The organism is Sphingomonas sp. R1, from assembly GCF_025960285.1.
In the GTDB taxonomy this organism is placed as follows: domain Bacteria; phylum Pseudomonadota; class Alphaproteobacteria; order Sphingomonadales; family Sphingomonadaceae; genus Sphingomonas.
Window position 1 is genome coordinate 89,092 of record NZ_CP110112.1, and the last position, 16,921, is coordinate 106,012.

Consider the following 16,921-nt stretch of genomic DNA (forward strand, 5'->3'; position numbering starts at 1 on the left):
CGTTTGCCCAACCTAAATCATTGGTAGCGGTGCATTCGCCGCATGCCTTGGGGAGGATCTATGAAAGCGACTTTCGCGCGTTCGCGCGTGTCCGTAGCCGTGCGCCATCACGCCCTCGCGTCCTGTGCAACCCTGGCCATGATGGCGCTCGCCGCGCCGGCCATCGCCCAGACCGCCGCGGCCGACCAGGCTGGCGATCCGTCGGCGCAGGAAACCGAAATCGTCGTGACCGGCCTGCGCGCCAGCCTCAATCGCTCGATCGACGTGAAGCGCGACGCCAGCTCGATCGTCGATTCGATCGCCTCCGAAGATCTCGGCAAGTTCCCCGACACCAACGTTGCCGAATCGCTGCAGCGCATCACCGGCGTTTCGGTCGATCGCAGCAGCGGCGAAGGCCGGTTCGTCACCGTTCGCGGCTTCGGCCCGCAGTTCAACCAGCTGCTGCTCAACGGCCGCACGCTGGCCACGGAAAATCCCGGCCGCCAGTTCAGCTTCGACCTGCTGCCCGCCGACCTGATCTCGGGCGCCGACGTCTACAAGACGGCCAATGCGAACCTGCAGGAAGGCGGCATCGGCTCGACGATCAACCTCAAGACGCCGCGCCCGTTCGATACGCCCGGCCAGCGCGTGATCCTCAGCGCCAAGGGCAATTACGAGAGCCTGGCGGACAAGTTCACGCCCGACCTGTTCGGTCTGTACAGCAATACGTTCCTCGACGGCCGCCTCGGTGTCCTCGTCTCGGCTTCGTACGAGCAGCGCAAGGCGCGGATCGATACCGCGGTGGTGAGCGGCTATTACAAGACCAGCGTCGGCGGCGCGAACGGCGCGCCGGTGCTGAACAACGTCTACATGCCGCAGGACTATAACCAGTATTCGGACAGCCAGGATCGCAAGCGGCGTACCTTCACCGCCACCGTGCAGGCCAAGCCGACCGACACGCTGACGATGACGCTCGACGGGGTGTACAACAAGTTCGACGTCACGTCGGTGGCGAACCAGATCGGCCATTTCTACTCGCCGGCGAACATCACCAACGTGAAGCTGGACAGCAACCGCACGGTGGTAGCGTTCGATCAGGATGCGACCGGCCATACCGATTATGTCGCCCGCACCTTCAACCGTCCGACCGAGCTGAAGTCGGTAGGCTTCAACACCGTGTGGAAGCCGAATGCGATGGTCGATGTCGCCTTCGACAGCTCCTATTCGGAAGCCCGCAACAACAATGGCGGCAACGAAATCTTCGCGGTGATCGGATTCAACAATCCGATCAAGTTCGACAGCACGGGCAGCGGCCTGCCGAGCCTCACCGCGACCAACGGCTTCACCAACACCGGTGTCGGTCGTGCGCACTTCGCGACGCGCCAGGGCTCCAACTATGGCGAGACGGTGTACGAGAACCGTCTCGATCTTACCCTGCGCACCGATTACGAGCATCTGACCGCGATCCGCTTCGGCGCGATCTACACCGATCGCACCAAGGACAACCAGCTGGTCCAGTCGAGCAGCGATACCTGGTGCTCCTATTGCGGCTATTCGATCCCGGTGGCGAGCGGCATCCTCCAGCCGTTCACGCCCAGCAACTTCCTGAGCGGAGTGGGCGGCAGCTTCCCGCGCGCCTGGCTTTCGTTCAACCCGGAAACCTATTTCAGCTTCCTGGAAAGCAAGGCGGCGGCCGACGCGCAGGACCGTGCGACCGGCCAGCCGGTGGGCACCACCTATGCGCAGATCCAGAAGACGAACGGCTATGCCGCGACGCCGCAGCCAAGCTCCTTCCGGGTGCATGAAAAGGTCGCAGGCGCCTATGCGCAGATCGACTTCAAGGGCGAGATCGGCGGCATGAAGCTGACCGGTGCCCTCGGCGCGCGCTATGTGCATACCGAGCTGGAATCGACCGGCGTGAACCAGGTGCTGCTCGACCTGCTGCCGACGCCGAACGACCCGACGCTGTACCGCGCACCGCTCTCGGCCACCGCCGTGCCGGTTTCGGGCAAGACGAGCTATGACAACTTCCTCCCCAGCCTGAACGTCAAGCTCGACGTCTCGCCCGAGATGGTCGCCCGCTTCGCGGCATCGCAGACGGTGACCCGTCCCAACCTCACCGATCTCGCCCCGCAGCTGACCTACACGGTGACGCGCCCGGGCAATCTGCAGGCGAGCGGCGGCAACCCTGCATTGAAGCCGTACAAGTCGACCAACCTCGATCTCAGCTACGAATGGTATTATCAGAATGCCGGCTTCTTCACCGTCGGCGCCTTCTACAAGCGGCTCGACGACTTCATCGTCACCTCGGTCGGCAACGAGACGATCACCATCGCCAATGCGTCGAACCTGAGCGAGTTCGCCGGCGGCAAGGCGACCTTCGCGGTCAGCCGCCCGCGCAACGTGGGGGCGGCGACCGTCTACGGCCTCGAAGTGGGCTTCCAGCACAATTTCTCGTACCTGCCGGCCCCGTTCGACGGTCTGGGCGTGACGCTGAACGCCACCTTCGTGAAGTCGAGCACCGGCGACAGCAACGACAATGGCGCGTCGTTCGCGCTGGTCGGCCTGGGCAACAGCCAGAATGCGGTGCTGTTCTATGAGAAGGGTCCGATCCAGTTCCGCGCAGCCTATAACCACCGCGACGGCTTCCTCTCGACCCAGTCTAACGCCACGGGCGGCAACCCGGTCTATACCCGCGGTGCCGGCCAGGTAGACCTGCAGGCGAGCTATGCCGTCACCAAGAGCGTGTCGCTGGTCGCAGAGGCGATCAACGTCACCAACGCGGTGGTGCAGACCTATGACGGCACGGTGAACAAGTTCCTCAGCTACACCGAAACCGGCCCGCGCTACGCCTTCGGGGTGCGCGCCCGCTTCTGATCCAGGCAGGATGTAAAAAAGAAAGGCGGGGCTTCGCGGCCCCGCCTTTTTTCATGCCCGATGACGGTGCGGGTCAGTCGACCCGTACCAGGTGGAGCAGGAAGCCCGCCTGCGGCTTGCAGCGGGGCGGCTGGAGACCGGCAGCCATGAGCGCGGCGCCCGAGAAAATCGCACCCTCGGCCAGCGCGGCGAAGAGTGGGGAGGCGGGGTAGCCGCTCCCCGGCCAGACCAGCGTCACCCGATATCGTGCGCGCGCATCGAGACCGTCGAGCCGCAACGGCGGGGCGAAATAGCCCCGAGGTTCGATGATCTGGGTGTAGGAAAACATGGCCTCCTGCTTGTCTTCTGAAACGATGCCGAACGCGATCTCGCTTTCCGGCCGGTCGAGCCGATAGAGGTCGCCCGAATGGATCAGCGCGCGGTGCCGCTTGTGAAGCGCGATGCCGGCGGCGAGTTCGGCGCGTTCGGCATCGTCCATCGCGTTTAGATCGGCCTCAACCCCGAAATGCCCGAACAGTGCGGTCGCGACGCGGGTCGCCATGCTCACCCGGCGGCCGGTGATGTGGCAGTCGGCCGGGCCGACATGCGCGCCCATCAGTTCGGCGGGGACGAACGTGGACAGGCCGCGCTGGATCGTCAGCCGGTCCAGCGCGTCGTTGGTGTCCGATGTCCAGACGCGGTCGGTGAAGTCGAGGATGCCGAAATCGGTGCGGCCGCCGCCGGCCGAGCAGCTTTCGATCTCCACTGCGGGATGCGCCGCACGCAGCCGGGCGAGTACCTCGTAGAGCCCGAGCACATGGGCATGCGCGCCCGCCCGGCCATCGGCGCCGCCGGGATGGCTGATATCCCGGTTCATGTCCCATTTGAGGTATGAAATTGCATGCTCGCGCAGCAGCGCGTCGATCCGGGCGAACAGATGCTCGCGGACCGCCGCCTGGCCGAAATCGAGCACCAGCTGGTTGCGGAAGCGCAGCTGCGGGGCGGGGGGCGTGCCGAGCACCCATTCCGGATGCGCGCGGAAAAGATCGCTGTCCGGGTTCACCATTTCCGGCTCGACCCAAAGGCCGAATTCCATGTCGAGCCCGCGGACATGGTCGACCAGCGGCCCCAGTCCGTGCGGGTAGATGGTCGGATCGACGATCCAGTCGCCCAGGCCGGCGGTGTCGTCGCGACGGCCGAGGAACCAGCCATCGTCGAGCACGAACCGCTCGATCCCCACCGCTGCCGCCTTGCCGGCGAGCGCCATGAGCGCTGCGGGGTCGTGGTCGAAATAGACGGCTTCCCAGGTGTTGTAGTGGACCGGACGCGGCTTGGCGCGCAGCCGCTCGTGCTGGGGTCGCGCGCGGACATGGGCGTGGAAGGCGCGGGCCAGGCCGCTACGCCCCGCATCGGACCAGGCGCAGACCAGATCGGGGCTGGTATAGCGGGCGCCGGGCGCCAGTTCGCATTCGCCGGGCAGGAACAGCTCGCCCAGCTGGACATAGGCCCGCCCGTCCGACAGCGTCTCCGCCCAGAGGCGGTGGTTGCCGCTCCAGGCGAGCTGCATGCCGAACACTTCGCCCGCCTGCTCGCCGCAGGGGCCGACTTCGCCAAGGATCGCGGGGAAGGCATCGTGGCTGGTGCGACCGCGCCGATTCTCGCGTGCCACCGCCCCCATCGCGCGAGGTACGCGGCGCGTCTGCAGCTCGCCCGACCAGCGGCCTTCGAACAGCGTCCAGTCGGTGACGGCCTCGGGTACCGGCAGGGCGGGCGCATCGCACGCCTCGACGCGCAGGGGCGCATGGCCCTGATTGATCAGCGTGGTGCGCATTCGCAGCACATCGCCTGCGAGATGCAGGCGATGGATCAGGCCGATGCCGTGAGCTGCATCCTCGGATTCGATCTCGACCGTGGCGGGATCCAGCCGGTTTATGGCCGTGATCGCGGTCCAGGTCGCCCAGCCCTGGCCGTCGCGATGCGCCGACAATCCCGGGCGGCCGGGAAAGCCGGAGCCGATCAGCGGCGTGAGCGCCAGCGGCGGCGTTGCCGCAGGCGAGCAGGGGGCTTCCTGGCGCACACCCTGCAGGGAGAACAGTGCAGGATCCACCTCTAGGGGCAGGCGGCGGCCCCAATAGAGGATCGTCGGCGCCTCACTCCGGCAATCGACGATCAGGCAGGTGGCGCGGCCCTCGAGCCGGACGAACGCTTCGGTCACAATGCAATCCCCTCGCAGCCGCCGCGACCCTTCATTGCGCGACGCAGTCGTTATTGACCGAGGTTTATTATGGTATAAATATGATGATGAACAAGCCGGCGTGTGCCTCGAGGCAATCTTGCCAAGCAGCGCGCGCCGGTACAAACGATTTAGCAACAGGGCGGCGGCGCATGCACGCGGTAGCCCGGAGAGGAATGCGGTCAGGTGCTTGGCGTCTGCTATTACCCGGAACATTGGTCGCGCGCGCTGTGGGCGGAAGATGCCCGCCGCATGAAGGTGCTGGGGCTGCGCTATGTCCGCATCGGCGAATTCGCCTGGTCGCGACTGGAGCCCGAGCCCGGCACCTACGACTTTGCCTGGCTCGATGAGGCGATCGAGACGCTCGCTGCCGCCGGGCTGGAGGTGGTGCTCGGCACGCCCACCGCGACCCCGCCGAAGTGGCTGATCGACCTGTATCCCGAAATCCTGCCGGTTGATCCCGAGACCGGCCGCACCCGCGGCTTCGGTTCGCGGCGGCATTATGATTTTTCCAGCGACGTCTATCTGCGCGAATCCGAGCGGATCGTGACCGCGCTTGCCGAACGCTACGGCACGCACCCGGGCGTGGTCGGCTGGCAGACCGACAACGAGCTAAGCTGCCACCTCACCACGCTCAGCGCCTCACCGGTGGCCCGTGACGCGTTCCGGCTGTGGTGCGAGGCACGATACGGCTCCATTGAGGCGCTCAACACCGCCTGGGGCAACGTCTTCTGGTCGATGGAGTATCGCAGCTTCGACGAGATCGAGCTGCCGGTCGGCGCGGTGACCGAGACCAGCCCGGCGCACCGCATGGCATGGCGCCGCTTCTCCTCGGACCAGGTCGCGCGTTATCACGATGCGCAGGTGGCGATCCTGCGGCGCCTGTCGCCGGGCAAGTTCATCACCCACAACTTCATCCCAATGAACGAGACCGGCGTCGACAACCACCGGCTTGCCCGCGACCTGGATTTCGCAGCGTACGACAATTATCCGCTGGGCCGCACCGACCTGTGGATGGCGGACGCGCCCGCCGAGGAATTCCGCCGCTACATGCGGACCGGCCATCCCGATTTCGGCGCGTTCTTCTTCGATCAGACGCGTGGCCTCGCGCCGGGCGCGTTCTGGATCATGGAGCAGCAGCCGGGTCCGGTGAACTGGGCGATGCACAATCCGCGGCCGGCGCCGGGCATGGTGCGGTTGTGGACGCTGGAAGCCTTCGCGCACGGCGCGGGGGTGGTCAGCTATTTCCGCTGGCGGCAGGCGCCCTTCGCCCAGGAGCAGATGCACGCCGGCCTGCTCCGGCCCGACAGCAGCGAGGCGGCGGCCTGGCCCGAGGTCGAGGCGGTGGTGCGCGATCTCGGCCTGCTCGGGCTGGATGCGCGTCCGCGTGGCCGGGCCAAGGTGGCGCTGGTCGTCGACGTCGAGGCGCAGTGGCTCGGCGACATCGAGCGGCAGGGCGATAGCTACGACTATACCCGTATCCTGCTCGGCTATTATCAAGCGTTCCGCCGGCTGGGTGTCGATGTCGACTTCCTCGCGCCCGACGGCGACCCCGCCGACTACAAGCTGATCGTGGTGCCGTCGCTGGCGATCGCGCGCGCCGACACCGCGGCGCGTCTGGCGAGCGGCGGGGCGGTGGTGCTGTACGGCGCACGCTCGGGTGCCAAGACCGAGGATCTCACGCTCCCCGAGACGCTGGCGCCGGGCGCCCTCGCCACCGTGCTGCCGATCCAAGTGCGCTCGGTCGAGACGCTGCGCCCGGGCTGCGAGGGCACCATCGCCTGGAACGGCCGCGTCTATCCCAGCGGCGGCTGGCGCGAGGAGCTGGGGCTCGACGCCTCGGTGGAGACGCTGGGTCGGTTCGAGGATGGCGGGGCGGCGCTGGTCCGCAAGGACAAGGCGCTCTACCTCGCTACGCTTACCGATGCGACTTTGCTGACCGACCTGCTCGAAGCGCTCTGCGCCGAGGTCGGCGTGGCGACGGTACGGCTGTCCGAGGATCTGCGGATCTGCCGGCGCGGCGATCTCGTTTTTGCGTTCAACTATGCCGAAACCGCTGCGATGGCGCCGGCGCCGCAGGATGCGACCTTCGTGCTCGGCGACCGCACCATCGAACCGCGCGACGTCGCGGTCTGGAGGGATGCATGATCCGCGTGCTGCGCGGCGCGGGCCTCGCGCTTGCGGCGGTGCTCGCCAGCCCGGCAATGGCGCAGGGCCTGCCCGACGTGCCGGAACTTGCCCAGCCGGGTGCCTATTCGGTCGGGGTACTGCGCATGGACCTTACCGATCCGGTGCAGAAGCGCACGCTGCCGCTCACCATCTGGTATCCGGCGGCCGGGCAGGGCAGCGGAGCGCCGGCGCATTATGTGATGAAGACGCCGGGACCTGCCGCGAGCGGCGGCCATGTCGGTTTCGCGCGCACGAACGTGCCGGCGCTCACCGGCAAGCGTTTCCCGCTGGTCGTCTTCTCGCACGGCTATCGCAACTGGGCGACCGGCTTCAGCGACCTTGCCGAGGGCCTCGCCTCGCACGGCTATGTCGTGGCTTCGATCGACCATCAGGACATTGAGCCGACCAGCCCCGAGAGCCGGCTGCGCTCCTTCGCGCAGGTGGTGCTGACCCGCAGCGCCGACCAGCGCTTCGTGATCGGCGAACTTGCTCGGCGGGCAGGGACCGGACCGCTGGCCAACAGCTATGATCCCACCTCGATCGCGCTGATCGGCTATTCGATGGGAGGCTTTGGTGCGCTGATCACCGGTGGCGCCGGACTCGATCCCGAGGGGCCGCTGTACAAGCTGGCCCCGCAGCCGGGCATTGCGCCCTATGCCGAGGGTGCCCCGCTGGAGGCGCAGGCGCCAGCCGGCGTGAAGGCGATCGTCGCCTTCGCGCCTTGGGGCGGCGCGCCGCCGCTGCGCGCATGGAGTGCCAAGGGCCTGGCGAATCTCACCACGCCCACCCTGTTCATCGTCGGCGATCAGGATGACGTCAGCGGCTATGGCGAAGGCGTGGGCTGGCTCTATCAGAACGCGATTCATGCCGACCGAACGATGCTGGTCTACCAGAATGCGCACCACAACATCGCCGGCGACGGTGTCGCGGGCATCCCCGATCCGACCTTCGAATGGGTCGAGCGGCTCGAGGAGCCGGTGTGGCGGCGCGATCGCATCCTCGCGATCAACCGTCACTTCGTGACCGCCTTTCTCGACCGCACGCTCAAGAACGACGCCGCGCACGGGGCATTCCTCACGGTGCCGACCGTGAAGGCGGCCGACGGCGCCTGGCCGCTGGGCGCCGGGCAGAGCGTCGGTGCCCGCTACGCCGCGCCCGACGATGCCGGGTCGCGCGGCTATTGGCCCGGCTTCCAGCGCCGCTGGGCCCTTGGCCTCGAACTCCACCACGCCGCGCCGGGAGGCCGCTGATGAACCTGCAGCAGAATCAGGCGCTGATCGCCGCGGGTCTCACCGCGCTCGTCGCCTTCATCACCTATTGGAAGTGCCGCGGCGAAGGCCGCTCGGCCGAGAATAGCAACCGCGAATTCTTCCTCGCCGGCGGCGGACTGTCATGGTTCTACATCGCCGGCTCGATCACCATCACCAATCTGTCGACCGACCAGCTGATTGGGATGAACGGCAACCAGATGGCGCTGCTCGCCTGGTGGGAGCTGGCGGCGGTCGCGGGTCTGACGATGCTCGCCTTCATCTTCCTGCCCATCTACTACCGCAACAACTGCACCACCGTTACCGAGCTGCTCGAGAAGAAGTATGGCGACGTCAACATCCGGGCGACCATCGCCACGGTGTTCCTGCTCGGCAATATCCTCATCTACCAGCCGATCGTGCTCTATTCCGGTGCGCTGATGATGAAGTCGATGTTCGGCCTCACCATGCCGACCGTGCTGCTGGCGGCGATCTTCGGCGTGGCCGGGTCGCTCTATTCGATCTTCGGCGGCCTGCGCGCGGCGGCGATCACCGACACCTATAGCGGCGTGCTGCTGCTGGGCATGGCGATGCTGGTGGTGTTCCTCTCGCTCGGCGCGATTCATTGGGACTTTTCGGGGATTCCCCCGGAGCGGCTGACCATGCTCGGCGGGCCGGACTCGCCGATCCCGTGGCCGACCCTGTTCACCGGCATCATCTTCATCCAGATGTTCTACTGGTCGACCAACCAGACGATCACCCAGCGCGCCATGGCGGCGCCCAATCTTCGCGAGGCGCAGAAGGGCGTGATGGCGGCGACCGCGATCCGCCTGCTGGTGGTGCCGGCGATCGTCGTGATCCCGGGTATCGTCTCGTACAAGATGTTCGGCCATCTCGGCGACGCGGCCTATGGCAAGATCGTATGGACCGTGCTGCCGACCTGGATGTCGGGCATCTTCGCCGCCGCGATCGCCTCGGCGGTACTGGCGCACTTCACCAGCCTGCTCAACTCCTCGGCGACGCTCTATGTGTGCGACCTGCACGAGAAGTACATTGATCCCAATCCCAACGTCGCACGGCTGAACCTGATCAGCAACGTGGTGTTCGTGATCCTGGCGATCGCGATCGTGCCGATCTATGCGGGCGCGGCGAGCATCATCAACCTGGTGCAGCAACTCAACGGATTGACCAGCATGCCGGTGCTGTCCGTGTTTGTCGTCGCACTGCTGTTTCGCGGGGTCGATGCCCGTGCGGCGATCTGCGGCCTGGTGGCGGGCGTCGCCTTCTACGCCTTCGCGACGTTCGTCTGGGCGCCGCTCCACTATATCCACATGATCGCGATCACGCTGTTCTTCAGCATCGGCGTGTCGCTGAGCGTCAATCGTCTCGTCTTTGGCGGGCAGGCAGAGCTGCGGCTGACACGGGCCTGAGGTTCGGAGCTTCCGAAGGGGCGGGCTGCAGCTGCGCCCCTTCGGAACCGAAACCGCCGATGCTCGTTTCGGCGCAACTATCGCCGCCATTCCCTTTTGGGTGCTTGTTCCAACGGCGCGGTGCGATATGCGATCGCAGGGGGCCGTTCAGGACAGATGTGGATGAAACGTCGGAGTTTGTTGCGCGAGTCCGGCAGACGGACTGTCTGGCCGGTGATCGGCCTGCTTGTCGGTCTGGCTTTCTTCCTCGTCAGCGGCGCGCTCGCCTATCGCAACATTCAGGCGCTGCGCGACAGTGACGCGGCGATCCGACACAGCCACACGGTCCTCATTGCGCTCGACGAGCTGCTGTCGACCTTGCAGGACGCGGAGACGGGCCAGCGCGGCTATCTGCTGACGGGCGGGCAGGGCTATCTGGAGCCCTACGCCGAAGCAACCAAGACGGTTCAGGCGCGCCTGGCGCGGCTGGAGGACCTGATCAGCGACAACGACGTGCAGCTTGGCAATGTTGCGCAGCTGCGCCGCCATGTCGATGCGAAGCTGGGCGAACTTCGCGAAACGATCCAGGCGCGCCGCACCCAGGGGCTGGCGGCCGCGCTCGCGATTGTCGGCACCGATCGCGGCAAGGTCAGCATGGATGCGATCCGAGCCCAGCTCGCCGCGATGGCGCAGGAAGAAGGCCGGCTGCGCCAGCAGCGGCTCGACGACATGGCAGCCGCCTCGCAAGCGGCGATCGCCAGCGGGCTGGTCTCCAGCCTGATCGGCGCGGGGCTGACGCTGCTGATCTTCGTGCTGCTTCGCCGGAGCTTGCGCGAGCGGGCCAAGGAAGAATGGCTGCAAAACGGGCTGCTCGGCATTTCGGCCGCCGTTCGGGGCGATCGATCGGTGGAAGAGATCGCCGAGGCCGTGCTTGCCTATCTGGCGGATTCGCTCGGCTTCCAGGCCGGTGCGCTGTTCAAGGGCGAGGCGGGACTGTTCCGCCGCGTCGCCACGCTGGGCGTTCCGACCGATGCCGACATGCCCCAGGCGTTCCATCTGCGCGAGGGGCTGCTCGGCCGCGTCGCCGCGGAAGGCAAGCCGATCCTGCTCGAGGACGTGCCCGAGCATTATCTCCAGATCGGCTCGGCCTTCGGTCGGGAGAAGCCGCGTCATTTGCTGATCGTGCCGGCGATGGCCGACGCCGTGGTCAACGCGGTCATCGAGCTCGGTTTCTTCCATGCCACCGATCCGATGATGCTGGAGCTGCTCGAGCGCGCCGCGCCGGTGATCGGCGTTGCGCTGCGCTCGGCGCGCTTCCGTGCCCAGCTGCAGGACGCGCTGGAGGAAACGCAGCGCCAGGCCGCCGAGCTGCAGACCCAGAGCGAGGAACTGCAGGTCAACAACGAGGAGCTGGAAGAGCAGGGCCGGGCGCTGCGCGAATCCCAGGCGATGCTCGAACAGCAGCAGGTCGAACTGGAGCAGACCAACAGTCAGCTGGAGGAGCAGGCGCAGGCGCTGGAGAATCAGCGCGACGAGCTGGAGCGCGGCAGCAATGCGCTGCGTGCCAAGACGCGCGAGCTGGAACAGGCCAGCCAGTACAAGAGCGATTTCCTCGCTAATATGAGCCACGAGCTGCGCACCCCGCTCAACTCGCTGCTAATCCTTGCCAAGCTTCTGGGCGACAATGCCCCGCATACGCTGACCGCAGAGCAGATAAAATTCGCGCGGACGATCGAATCCTCGGGCAATGATCTGCTCACCTTGATCAATGACATTCTGGATCTCTCGAAGATCGAAGCGGGCCATGTCGATATCCGCCCGGAGCCGGTAAGTCTGGTGCGGCTCGGCACCGATCTGCGCCAGACCTTCCAGCCGGTGGCCGAACAGCGCGGCCTGACGCTCGATATCGTGCTGGAAGACGCGGCGCCGCGGGGGATCGAGACCGATCGCATGCGGCTGGAGCAGATCCTGAAGAACCTGCTGTCCAACGCGCTCAAGTTCACCGAGAAGGGCAGTGTCCGGCTGGATATCCGCGTTGCGGGGGACGGGATCGCCTTTGCGGTGCGCGATACCGGGATCGGTATCTCCGCCGAACAGCAGCGGATGATCTTCGAGGCGTTCCATCAGGCTGACGGCACCATCAACCGCCGCTATGGCGGAACGGGCCTGGGTCTGTCGATCTCGCGCGAACTCGCGCGCCTGCTGGGCGGCGGCATCACGCTCGACAGCCGCGCCGGCGAAGGCAGCACCTTCACGCTGACGCTACCGGCCCGTTATGACGCATCGGCGGTCCAGCCGCGCGAGCATGTCGCGCCGGCGGCTACGCCGGCTGCTGCGCCGATGCCGGCCGCGGCACCTGCATCCGTCGCGAAGCCGCCGCGCCGCGCCGCGACGGCGGCGGACTGGGCCTTGGAGGACGATCGCGATGCGCTGGTCCCCGGCGGTCGCCATCTGCTGGTCATCGAAGACGACCCGGTCTTCGCCTCGATCGTCTGCGACCTTTCCCGTGAACTCGGCTTCCAGTGCCTGATCGCCAGCACCGCCGACGAGGCGCTGCATCTGGCGCGCACCTATCGTCCGAGTGCGGTGGTGCTGGATCTTGGCCTGCCCGACCAGTCCGGCCTGATCGTGCTGGACCGGCTGAAGCAGGAAGACGCGACCCGGCACATCCCGATCCACGTCATCTCCGCCGCCGACCAGAGCCAGACGGCGCTGTCGCTCGGCGCGGTCGGCTACCACATCAAGCCGATCAAGCGCGAGCTGCTGGCCGAGGTGCTGGAGAACCTCCAGGCACGCACCGCAAGCCGCATGCGGCGCGTCCTCATCGTCGAGGACGATGCCGTGCAGCGCGATGCGGTCGCACGTCTGCTGCGGACCGACGATGTCGAGACGGTCGGTGTCAGCACCGCCGCCGAATGCCTGGAGATGCTGCGCAGCCAGACCTTCGACTGCATGGTGCTCGACCTGTCACTGCCGGATGCCTCGGGCTTTTCGCTGCTGGAGACGCTGAGCCAGGAGGACGGTGCGCACAGCTTCCCGCCGGTGATCGTCTATACCGGTCATGATCTCAGCGCCGACGACGAGCAGAAGCTGCGCCGCTACTCCAGCTCGATCATCATCAAGGGCGCCAAGTCGCCCGAACGGCTGCTCGACGAGGTGTCGCTGTTCCTCCACCAGGTCGTCTCCGAACTGCCGAGCGAGCAGCAGGAGATGATCCAGAACGCGCGTCGGCGCGATGCGGTGCTGGAGGGGCGGCGGGTACTGATCGTCGAGGACGATGTCCGCAACGTCTATTCGCTGACCAGCGTGCTGGAGCCGCGCGGCGTGCTCGTGCGAATCGCCCGCAACGGCCAGGAGGCACTGGATGCACTGGCCGAGGCGGCGACGGATCCGGACAAGGCCGTCGATCTGGCGCTCATGGACGTGATGATGCCGGTGATGGACGGGCTCACCGCCACGCGCGAGATTCGGAAAGACCCGCGCTGGTCGAGGCTGCCGATCATCATGCTCACCGCCAAGGCGATGCCCGACGATCAGGAACGCTGCATCGAAGCGGGTGCCAGCGACTACATGGCCAAGCCAATCGACGTCGACAAGCTGCTGTCGCTGGTCCGCGTGTGGATGCCGCGATGAGCGAGGCCCCGATCGAACCGGACATCGACGATATCGAGATCGAGCTGCTGCTCGAGGCGTTGTTCCGCCGCTATCATTACGACTTTCGCCACTATGCCCGTGCCTCGATCAAGCGGCGCCTGATCCAGGCGCGGGGGCGGCTGGGGTTCACCAGCTTCTCCGCGCTGCAGGAACGGCTGCTCCGCGATCAGGACATGCTGGCCAAATTGCTCAACTACCTCACCGTCCAGGTGAGCGAGATGTTTCGCGATCCCAGCTATTTCCGGGCACTGCGCGAAAAGGTGGTGCCGCATCTGCGTACCTATCCCTCGCTCAAGATCTGGATCGCCGGGTGCAGCAATGGCGAGGAGGTCTATTCGCTCGCCATCCTGTTCCGCGAAGAGGGGCTGGAACACCGCACGATCTTCTACGCGACGGACATCAACCCCAAGGCGCTGCGAGCGGCCGAGGCCGGCGTCTATCCGCTCGACCAGATCCGCAAGTTCACCGAGAACCATCAGAAGTCCGGCGCCCGCACCTCGCTTTCGGACTACTATGTCGCCGATTATGACCGGGCGATCTTCGACAGCAGCCTGCGGGCCAATGTCGTCTTCTCGGATCACAGCCTGGCGACGGATTCGGTGTTCGCCGAAATGCACCTGATCTCGTGCCGGAACGTGCTGATCTATTTCGATCGAGGTCTGCAGGAGCGGGCGGTGGGGCTGTTCGATGCCTCGCTGGTGCGTCGCGGCTTTCTGGGGCTTGGCCGCAAGGAAAGCCTGCGCTTCTCAGACCATGCGCCAGGCTTTGCCGACTTTGTCCGTGAGGAGAAGATCTACCAGCGGCGCGACCGATGAGCGGCATGGTTGTGGTCGGCACCTCCGCGGGGGGTGTCCAGGCGCTCCTGGCGCTGTTGCCGGCGCTGCCCGCCGATTTCGCCTGCCCCGTGCTGATCGTGGTGCATGTGCCGCCGGACCATGACCACACCCTGCCCTCGCTGTTCGAGCGCCACTGCCGGATGCAGGTTCGCGAGGCGGAGGACAAGGAGACGCCCGAGGCCGGCACCATCTATTTCGCGCCGGCCAATTATCACCTGCTGGTCGAGCCGGACGGCAGCATGGCGCTTTCGGCCGACGACCCGGTCAACCATAGCCGCCCCTCGATCGATCTGCTGTTCGAAACCGCAGCCGATGCCCTGCGCCATCGCCTTGTCGGCGTGCTGCTCACCGGCGCCAATCATGACGGCGCGGAGGGGCTGGTGGCCGTTGCCCGTGCCGGCGGTACCGCGATCGTCCAGGATCCCGCCACCGCGCAGGTTCCGACCATGCCGGCGGCGGGACTTGCACGCTGTCCCGACGCTGCCCGCCTGCCGCTCGATGCCATTGCCTCCCATCTCGTACGATTGGCCTGATTCCATGTCCCCACCCGATTCCGTCAACTTCCTGCTGGTAGACGACCTCGACGAGAACCTGCTCGCGCTGGAGGCGCTGCTTCGCCGCGACGGGCTGCGCTGCCTCAAGGCGCGATCGGGCGACGAGGCGCTGGAGCTGCTGCTCGTGCACGACGTCGCGCTGGCGCTGCTCGACGTGCAGATGCCGGGGATGGACGGGTTCGAACTCGCCGAGTTCCTTCGCGGCAATGAGCGTACGCGGCACGTGCCGATCATCTTCCTCACGGCGGGCAGTGCCGATGCCCAGCGCCGCTTCCGCGGGTATGAGGCCGGCGCGGTCGACTTCCTGCAGAAGCCGATCGACGCGGGCATCCTGCGCTCCAAGAGCGACGTGTTCTTCGATCTCTACGAGCAGCGCCGCCAGATCATCGCCCAGCGCGACCAGCTTGCGCGGCTGACCGAGAGCCTGCAGGCGGCCGACCGGCGCAAGAACGCCTTTCTAGGCATGGTCGGCCATGAGCTGCGCAACCCGATCATGGCGCTCACCGCGGGGCTGCACCTGCTCGCGCGCAAGGGCATGGATCCGGCGACGGATCCGATCCGTGCGCAGATGGGGCGGCAGGTCGACCATATGAACCGGCTGATCGAGGATCTGCTGGATGTCGCCCGGATCGATCAGGGCAAGATCGTCCTGCGCACCGGTCGCATCGCCCTGTCAGACGCGATCGCCCTCGCGGTCGAGATCAGTCAGCCGCAGATCGAGGCGCGGCAGCATGCCCTGACGGTAACGCTGCCCGAGGCGCCAATCTGGCTCGACGCCGATCTGGCCCGGATCGCGCAGGTGGTGAACAATCTTCTGGCCAACGCCGCCAAATATACGCCGGAAGGGGGCGCGATCCAGCTGTCGGCGCGGTGCGAGGGTACGCGCGCGGTAATCGAGGTGGCGGATACGGGCCTTGGCATTCCGCCCGAAATGCAGGCGCAGGTGTTCGACCTGTTCGCCCAGGTCGATCGCGGCGAGGGCCAGACCGAAGGCCTCGGCATCGGGCTGGCGCTGGTCCGTCAGCTCGTGTCGCTCCATGGTGGCACGATCGCGCTCAAGGAGAGCGTGGTAGGCAAGGGATCAATTTTCGAGGTCGTGCTGCCCTGCCTGGACGACAGGCGAGCCGCCTAGCCGCGAAGCACCGCCGGCGTTCAGGCCGTGGGCATGCGATCCGCCGGCCGCCATCCCAGCGCGAGTGAAATGCGCTCGGCGGTCTGCCCCAGCGTCTGCTGCGCCTGCTCGACCGTGGCGACCTGCGAGCCGTCTAGAACCTCCAGATAGGGCACGGTAAGCGCGGCGAGCAGCTCGCCGTCGAACCCGAACACGGGGCAGCTCAGATCGGTGACGCCGCGGGTGATCGGGCTTTGCCGGCGGCACTGGCCGTCCGTCCGCACCTGCGCCAATCGTGCGGACAGCGCATCCGCATCAAAGGGCGCGCCGCGCGGGGCGGCGGCGCGCTCGAGCAGACGGTCCGCGCGCTCCGGACTGGCGAAGGCGAGCAGGACATGGCCCGAGCAGCTGTCGATCAGATCGATGGTCGCGCCGACCCGCAGAGCAAAGCCGCGGGTGCCGGGATTTTCCTCGCGCGCGATCACCAGCCCTTCGCCCGCCTTTGCGACCACCAAGTGGCAGGATTGGCCGACCGCTGCCGCCAGTGCCTGCATCTCCGGCTGCGCGGTCACGACCAGCTTGCGCGCCGGCGTGGCGCGATAGGCGACATCCAGGAACTTGTAGGTCGCAGTGTAGCGATCGGTAAGGTCGCACTTCTGGAGATAGCCGGCCTTCTCCATCACCACGACGATCCGGAACAGCTCGCCAAGCGACCGTCCGAGCGCGGCCGCCATCTCGCTGGCGAGCAGCCCCTGCGGGTTGTTGGCCAGAAGCTCGATGATCAGGAACGCCTTGTCGAGCGCCGGCGCACTGTAGCTGCCCTTGCGCTGCGTCGGGGCTCCGGTTCTTTTCGGCATCGTTTCTCGCTGTGAT

General features: G+C 66.6%; 10 protein-coding genes. 8 read left to right on the forward strand and 2 right to left on the reverse strand.

Translation table 11 applies throughout. The features are described from left to right. The first annotated feature begins 138 nt into the window (after positions 1–138). Entirely contained in the window at positions 139–2,856 is a 2,718-nt protein-coding gene (locus OIM94_RS18805) for a TonB-dependent receptor (protein WP_264610124.1), read from the forward strand. 73 nt (positions 2,857–2,929) lie between these two features. Here the strand turns inward: OIM94_RS18805 and OIM94_RS18810 are convergent, their stop codons facing one another. After that, complete coding sequence (locus OIM94_RS18810) at positions 2,930–5,050, reverse strand: alpha-galactosidase (RefSeq protein ID WP_264610125.1); 2,121 nt, start codon at positions 5,048–5,050, stop codon at positions 2,930–2,932. A 204-nt stretch (positions 5,051–5,254) separates the two neighbouring features. Between OIM94_RS18810 and OIM94_RS18815 the strand changes: the two genes are divergently transcribed. The 7 genes from OIM94_RS18815 (at position 5,255) to OIM94_RS18845 (ending at position 16,069) form a co-directional block, all read left to right on the forward strand. Continuing rightward, positions 5,255–7,216, forward strand: a complete 1,962-nt coding sequence (locus OIM94_RS18815; RefSeq protein ID WP_264610126.1) for a beta-galactosidase — start codon at positions 5,255–5,257, stop codon at positions 7,214–7,216. Then, positions 7,213–8,487, forward strand: a complete 1,275-nt coding sequence (locus tag OIM94_RS18820; protein ID WP_264610127.1) for an alpha/beta hydrolase family protein — start codon at positions 7,213–7,215, stop codon at positions 8,485–8,487. The genes OIM94_RS18815 and OIM94_RS18820 overlap by 4 nt, the downstream gene beginning before the upstream one ends. Then, complete coding sequence (locus tag OIM94_RS18825; protein ID WP_264610128.1) at positions 8,487–9,914, forward strand: SLC5 family protein; 1,428 nt, start codon at positions 8,487–8,489, stop codon at positions 9,912–9,914. The genes OIM94_RS18820 and OIM94_RS18825 overlap by 1 nt, the downstream gene beginning before the upstream one ends. Before the next feature lie 162 nt (positions 9,915–10,076). Continuing rightward, positions 10,077–13,526, forward strand: coding sequence for a response regulator (locus OIM94_RS18830; RefSeq protein WP_264610129.1), 3,450 nt, complete (start codon positions 10,077–10,079; stop codon positions 13,524–13,526). Then, complete coding sequence (locus OIM94_RS18835; RefSeq protein ID WP_264610130.1) at positions 13,523–14,362, forward strand: CheR family methyltransferase; 840 nt, start codon at positions 13,523–13,525, stop codon at positions 14,360–14,362. Before OIM94_RS18830 ends, OIM94_RS18835 begins: the two co-directional genes overlap by 4 nt. Beyond that, positions 14,359–14,916, forward strand: coding sequence for a chemotaxis protein CheB (locus OIM94_RS18840; RefSeq protein WP_264610131.1), 558 nt, complete (start codon positions 14,359–14,361; stop codon positions 14,914–14,916). Before OIM94_RS18835 ends, OIM94_RS18840 begins: the two co-directional genes overlap by 4 nt. A 4-nt stretch (positions 14,917–14,920) precedes the next feature. Further along, positions 14,921–16,069 carry a hybrid sensor histidine kinase/response regulator gene (locus OIM94_RS18845; RefSeq protein ID WP_264610132.1) on the forward strand — a complete coding sequence of 383 codons (1,149 nt, stop codon included), beginning with the start codon at positions 14,921–14,923 and terminating at the stop codon, positions 16,067–16,069. Positions 16,070–16,089: 20 nt separating this feature from the next. Here OIM94_RS18845 and OIM94_RS18850 read toward each other — a convergent pair whose 3' ends face one another. Next, a complete protein-coding gene (locus OIM94_RS18850) occupies positions 16,090–16,905 on the reverse strand; it encodes an IclR family transcriptional regulator (RefSeq protein ID WP_264610133.1) in 816 nt (271 codons plus the stop codon). Between the last annotated feature and the right edge of the window lie 16 nt (positions 16,906–16,921).

Excerpts from the sequence above, each read along its gene's own strand:
- OIM94_RS18820 (WP_264610127.1), top strand. The coding sequence starts at position 7,213 with ATGATCCGCGTGCTGCGCGGCGCGGGCCTCGCGCTTGCGGCGGTGCTC.
- OIM94_RS18840 (WP_264610131.1), top strand. The coding sequence starts at position 14,359 with ATGAGCGGCATGGTTGTGGTCGGCACCTCCGCGGGGGGTGTCCAGGCG.
- OIM94_RS18850 (WP_264610133.1), bottom strand. The coding sequence starts at position 16,905 with ATGCCGAAAAGAACCGGAGCCCCGACGCAGCGCAAGGGCAGCTACAGT.
- OIM94_RS18835 (WP_264610130.1), top strand. The coding sequence starts at position 13,523 with ATGAGCGAGGCCCCGATCGAACCGGACATCGACGATATCGAGATCGAG.
- OIM94_RS18830 (WP_264610129.1), top strand. The coding sequence starts at position 10,077 with ATGAAACGTCGGAGTTTGTTGCGCGAGTCCGGCAGACGGACTGTCTGG.
- OIM94_RS18845 (WP_264610132.1), top strand. The coding sequence starts at position 14,921 with ATGTCCCCACCCGATTCCGTCAACTTCCTGCTGGTAGACGACCTCGAC.
- OIM94_RS18805 (WP_264610124.1), top strand. The coding sequence starts at position 139 with ATGATGGCGCTCGCCGCGCCGGCCATCGCCCAGACCGCCGCGGCCGAC.
- OIM94_RS18825 (WP_264610128.1), top strand. The coding sequence starts at position 8,487 with ATGAACCTGCAGCAGAATCAGGCGCTGATCGCCGCGGGTCTCACCGCG.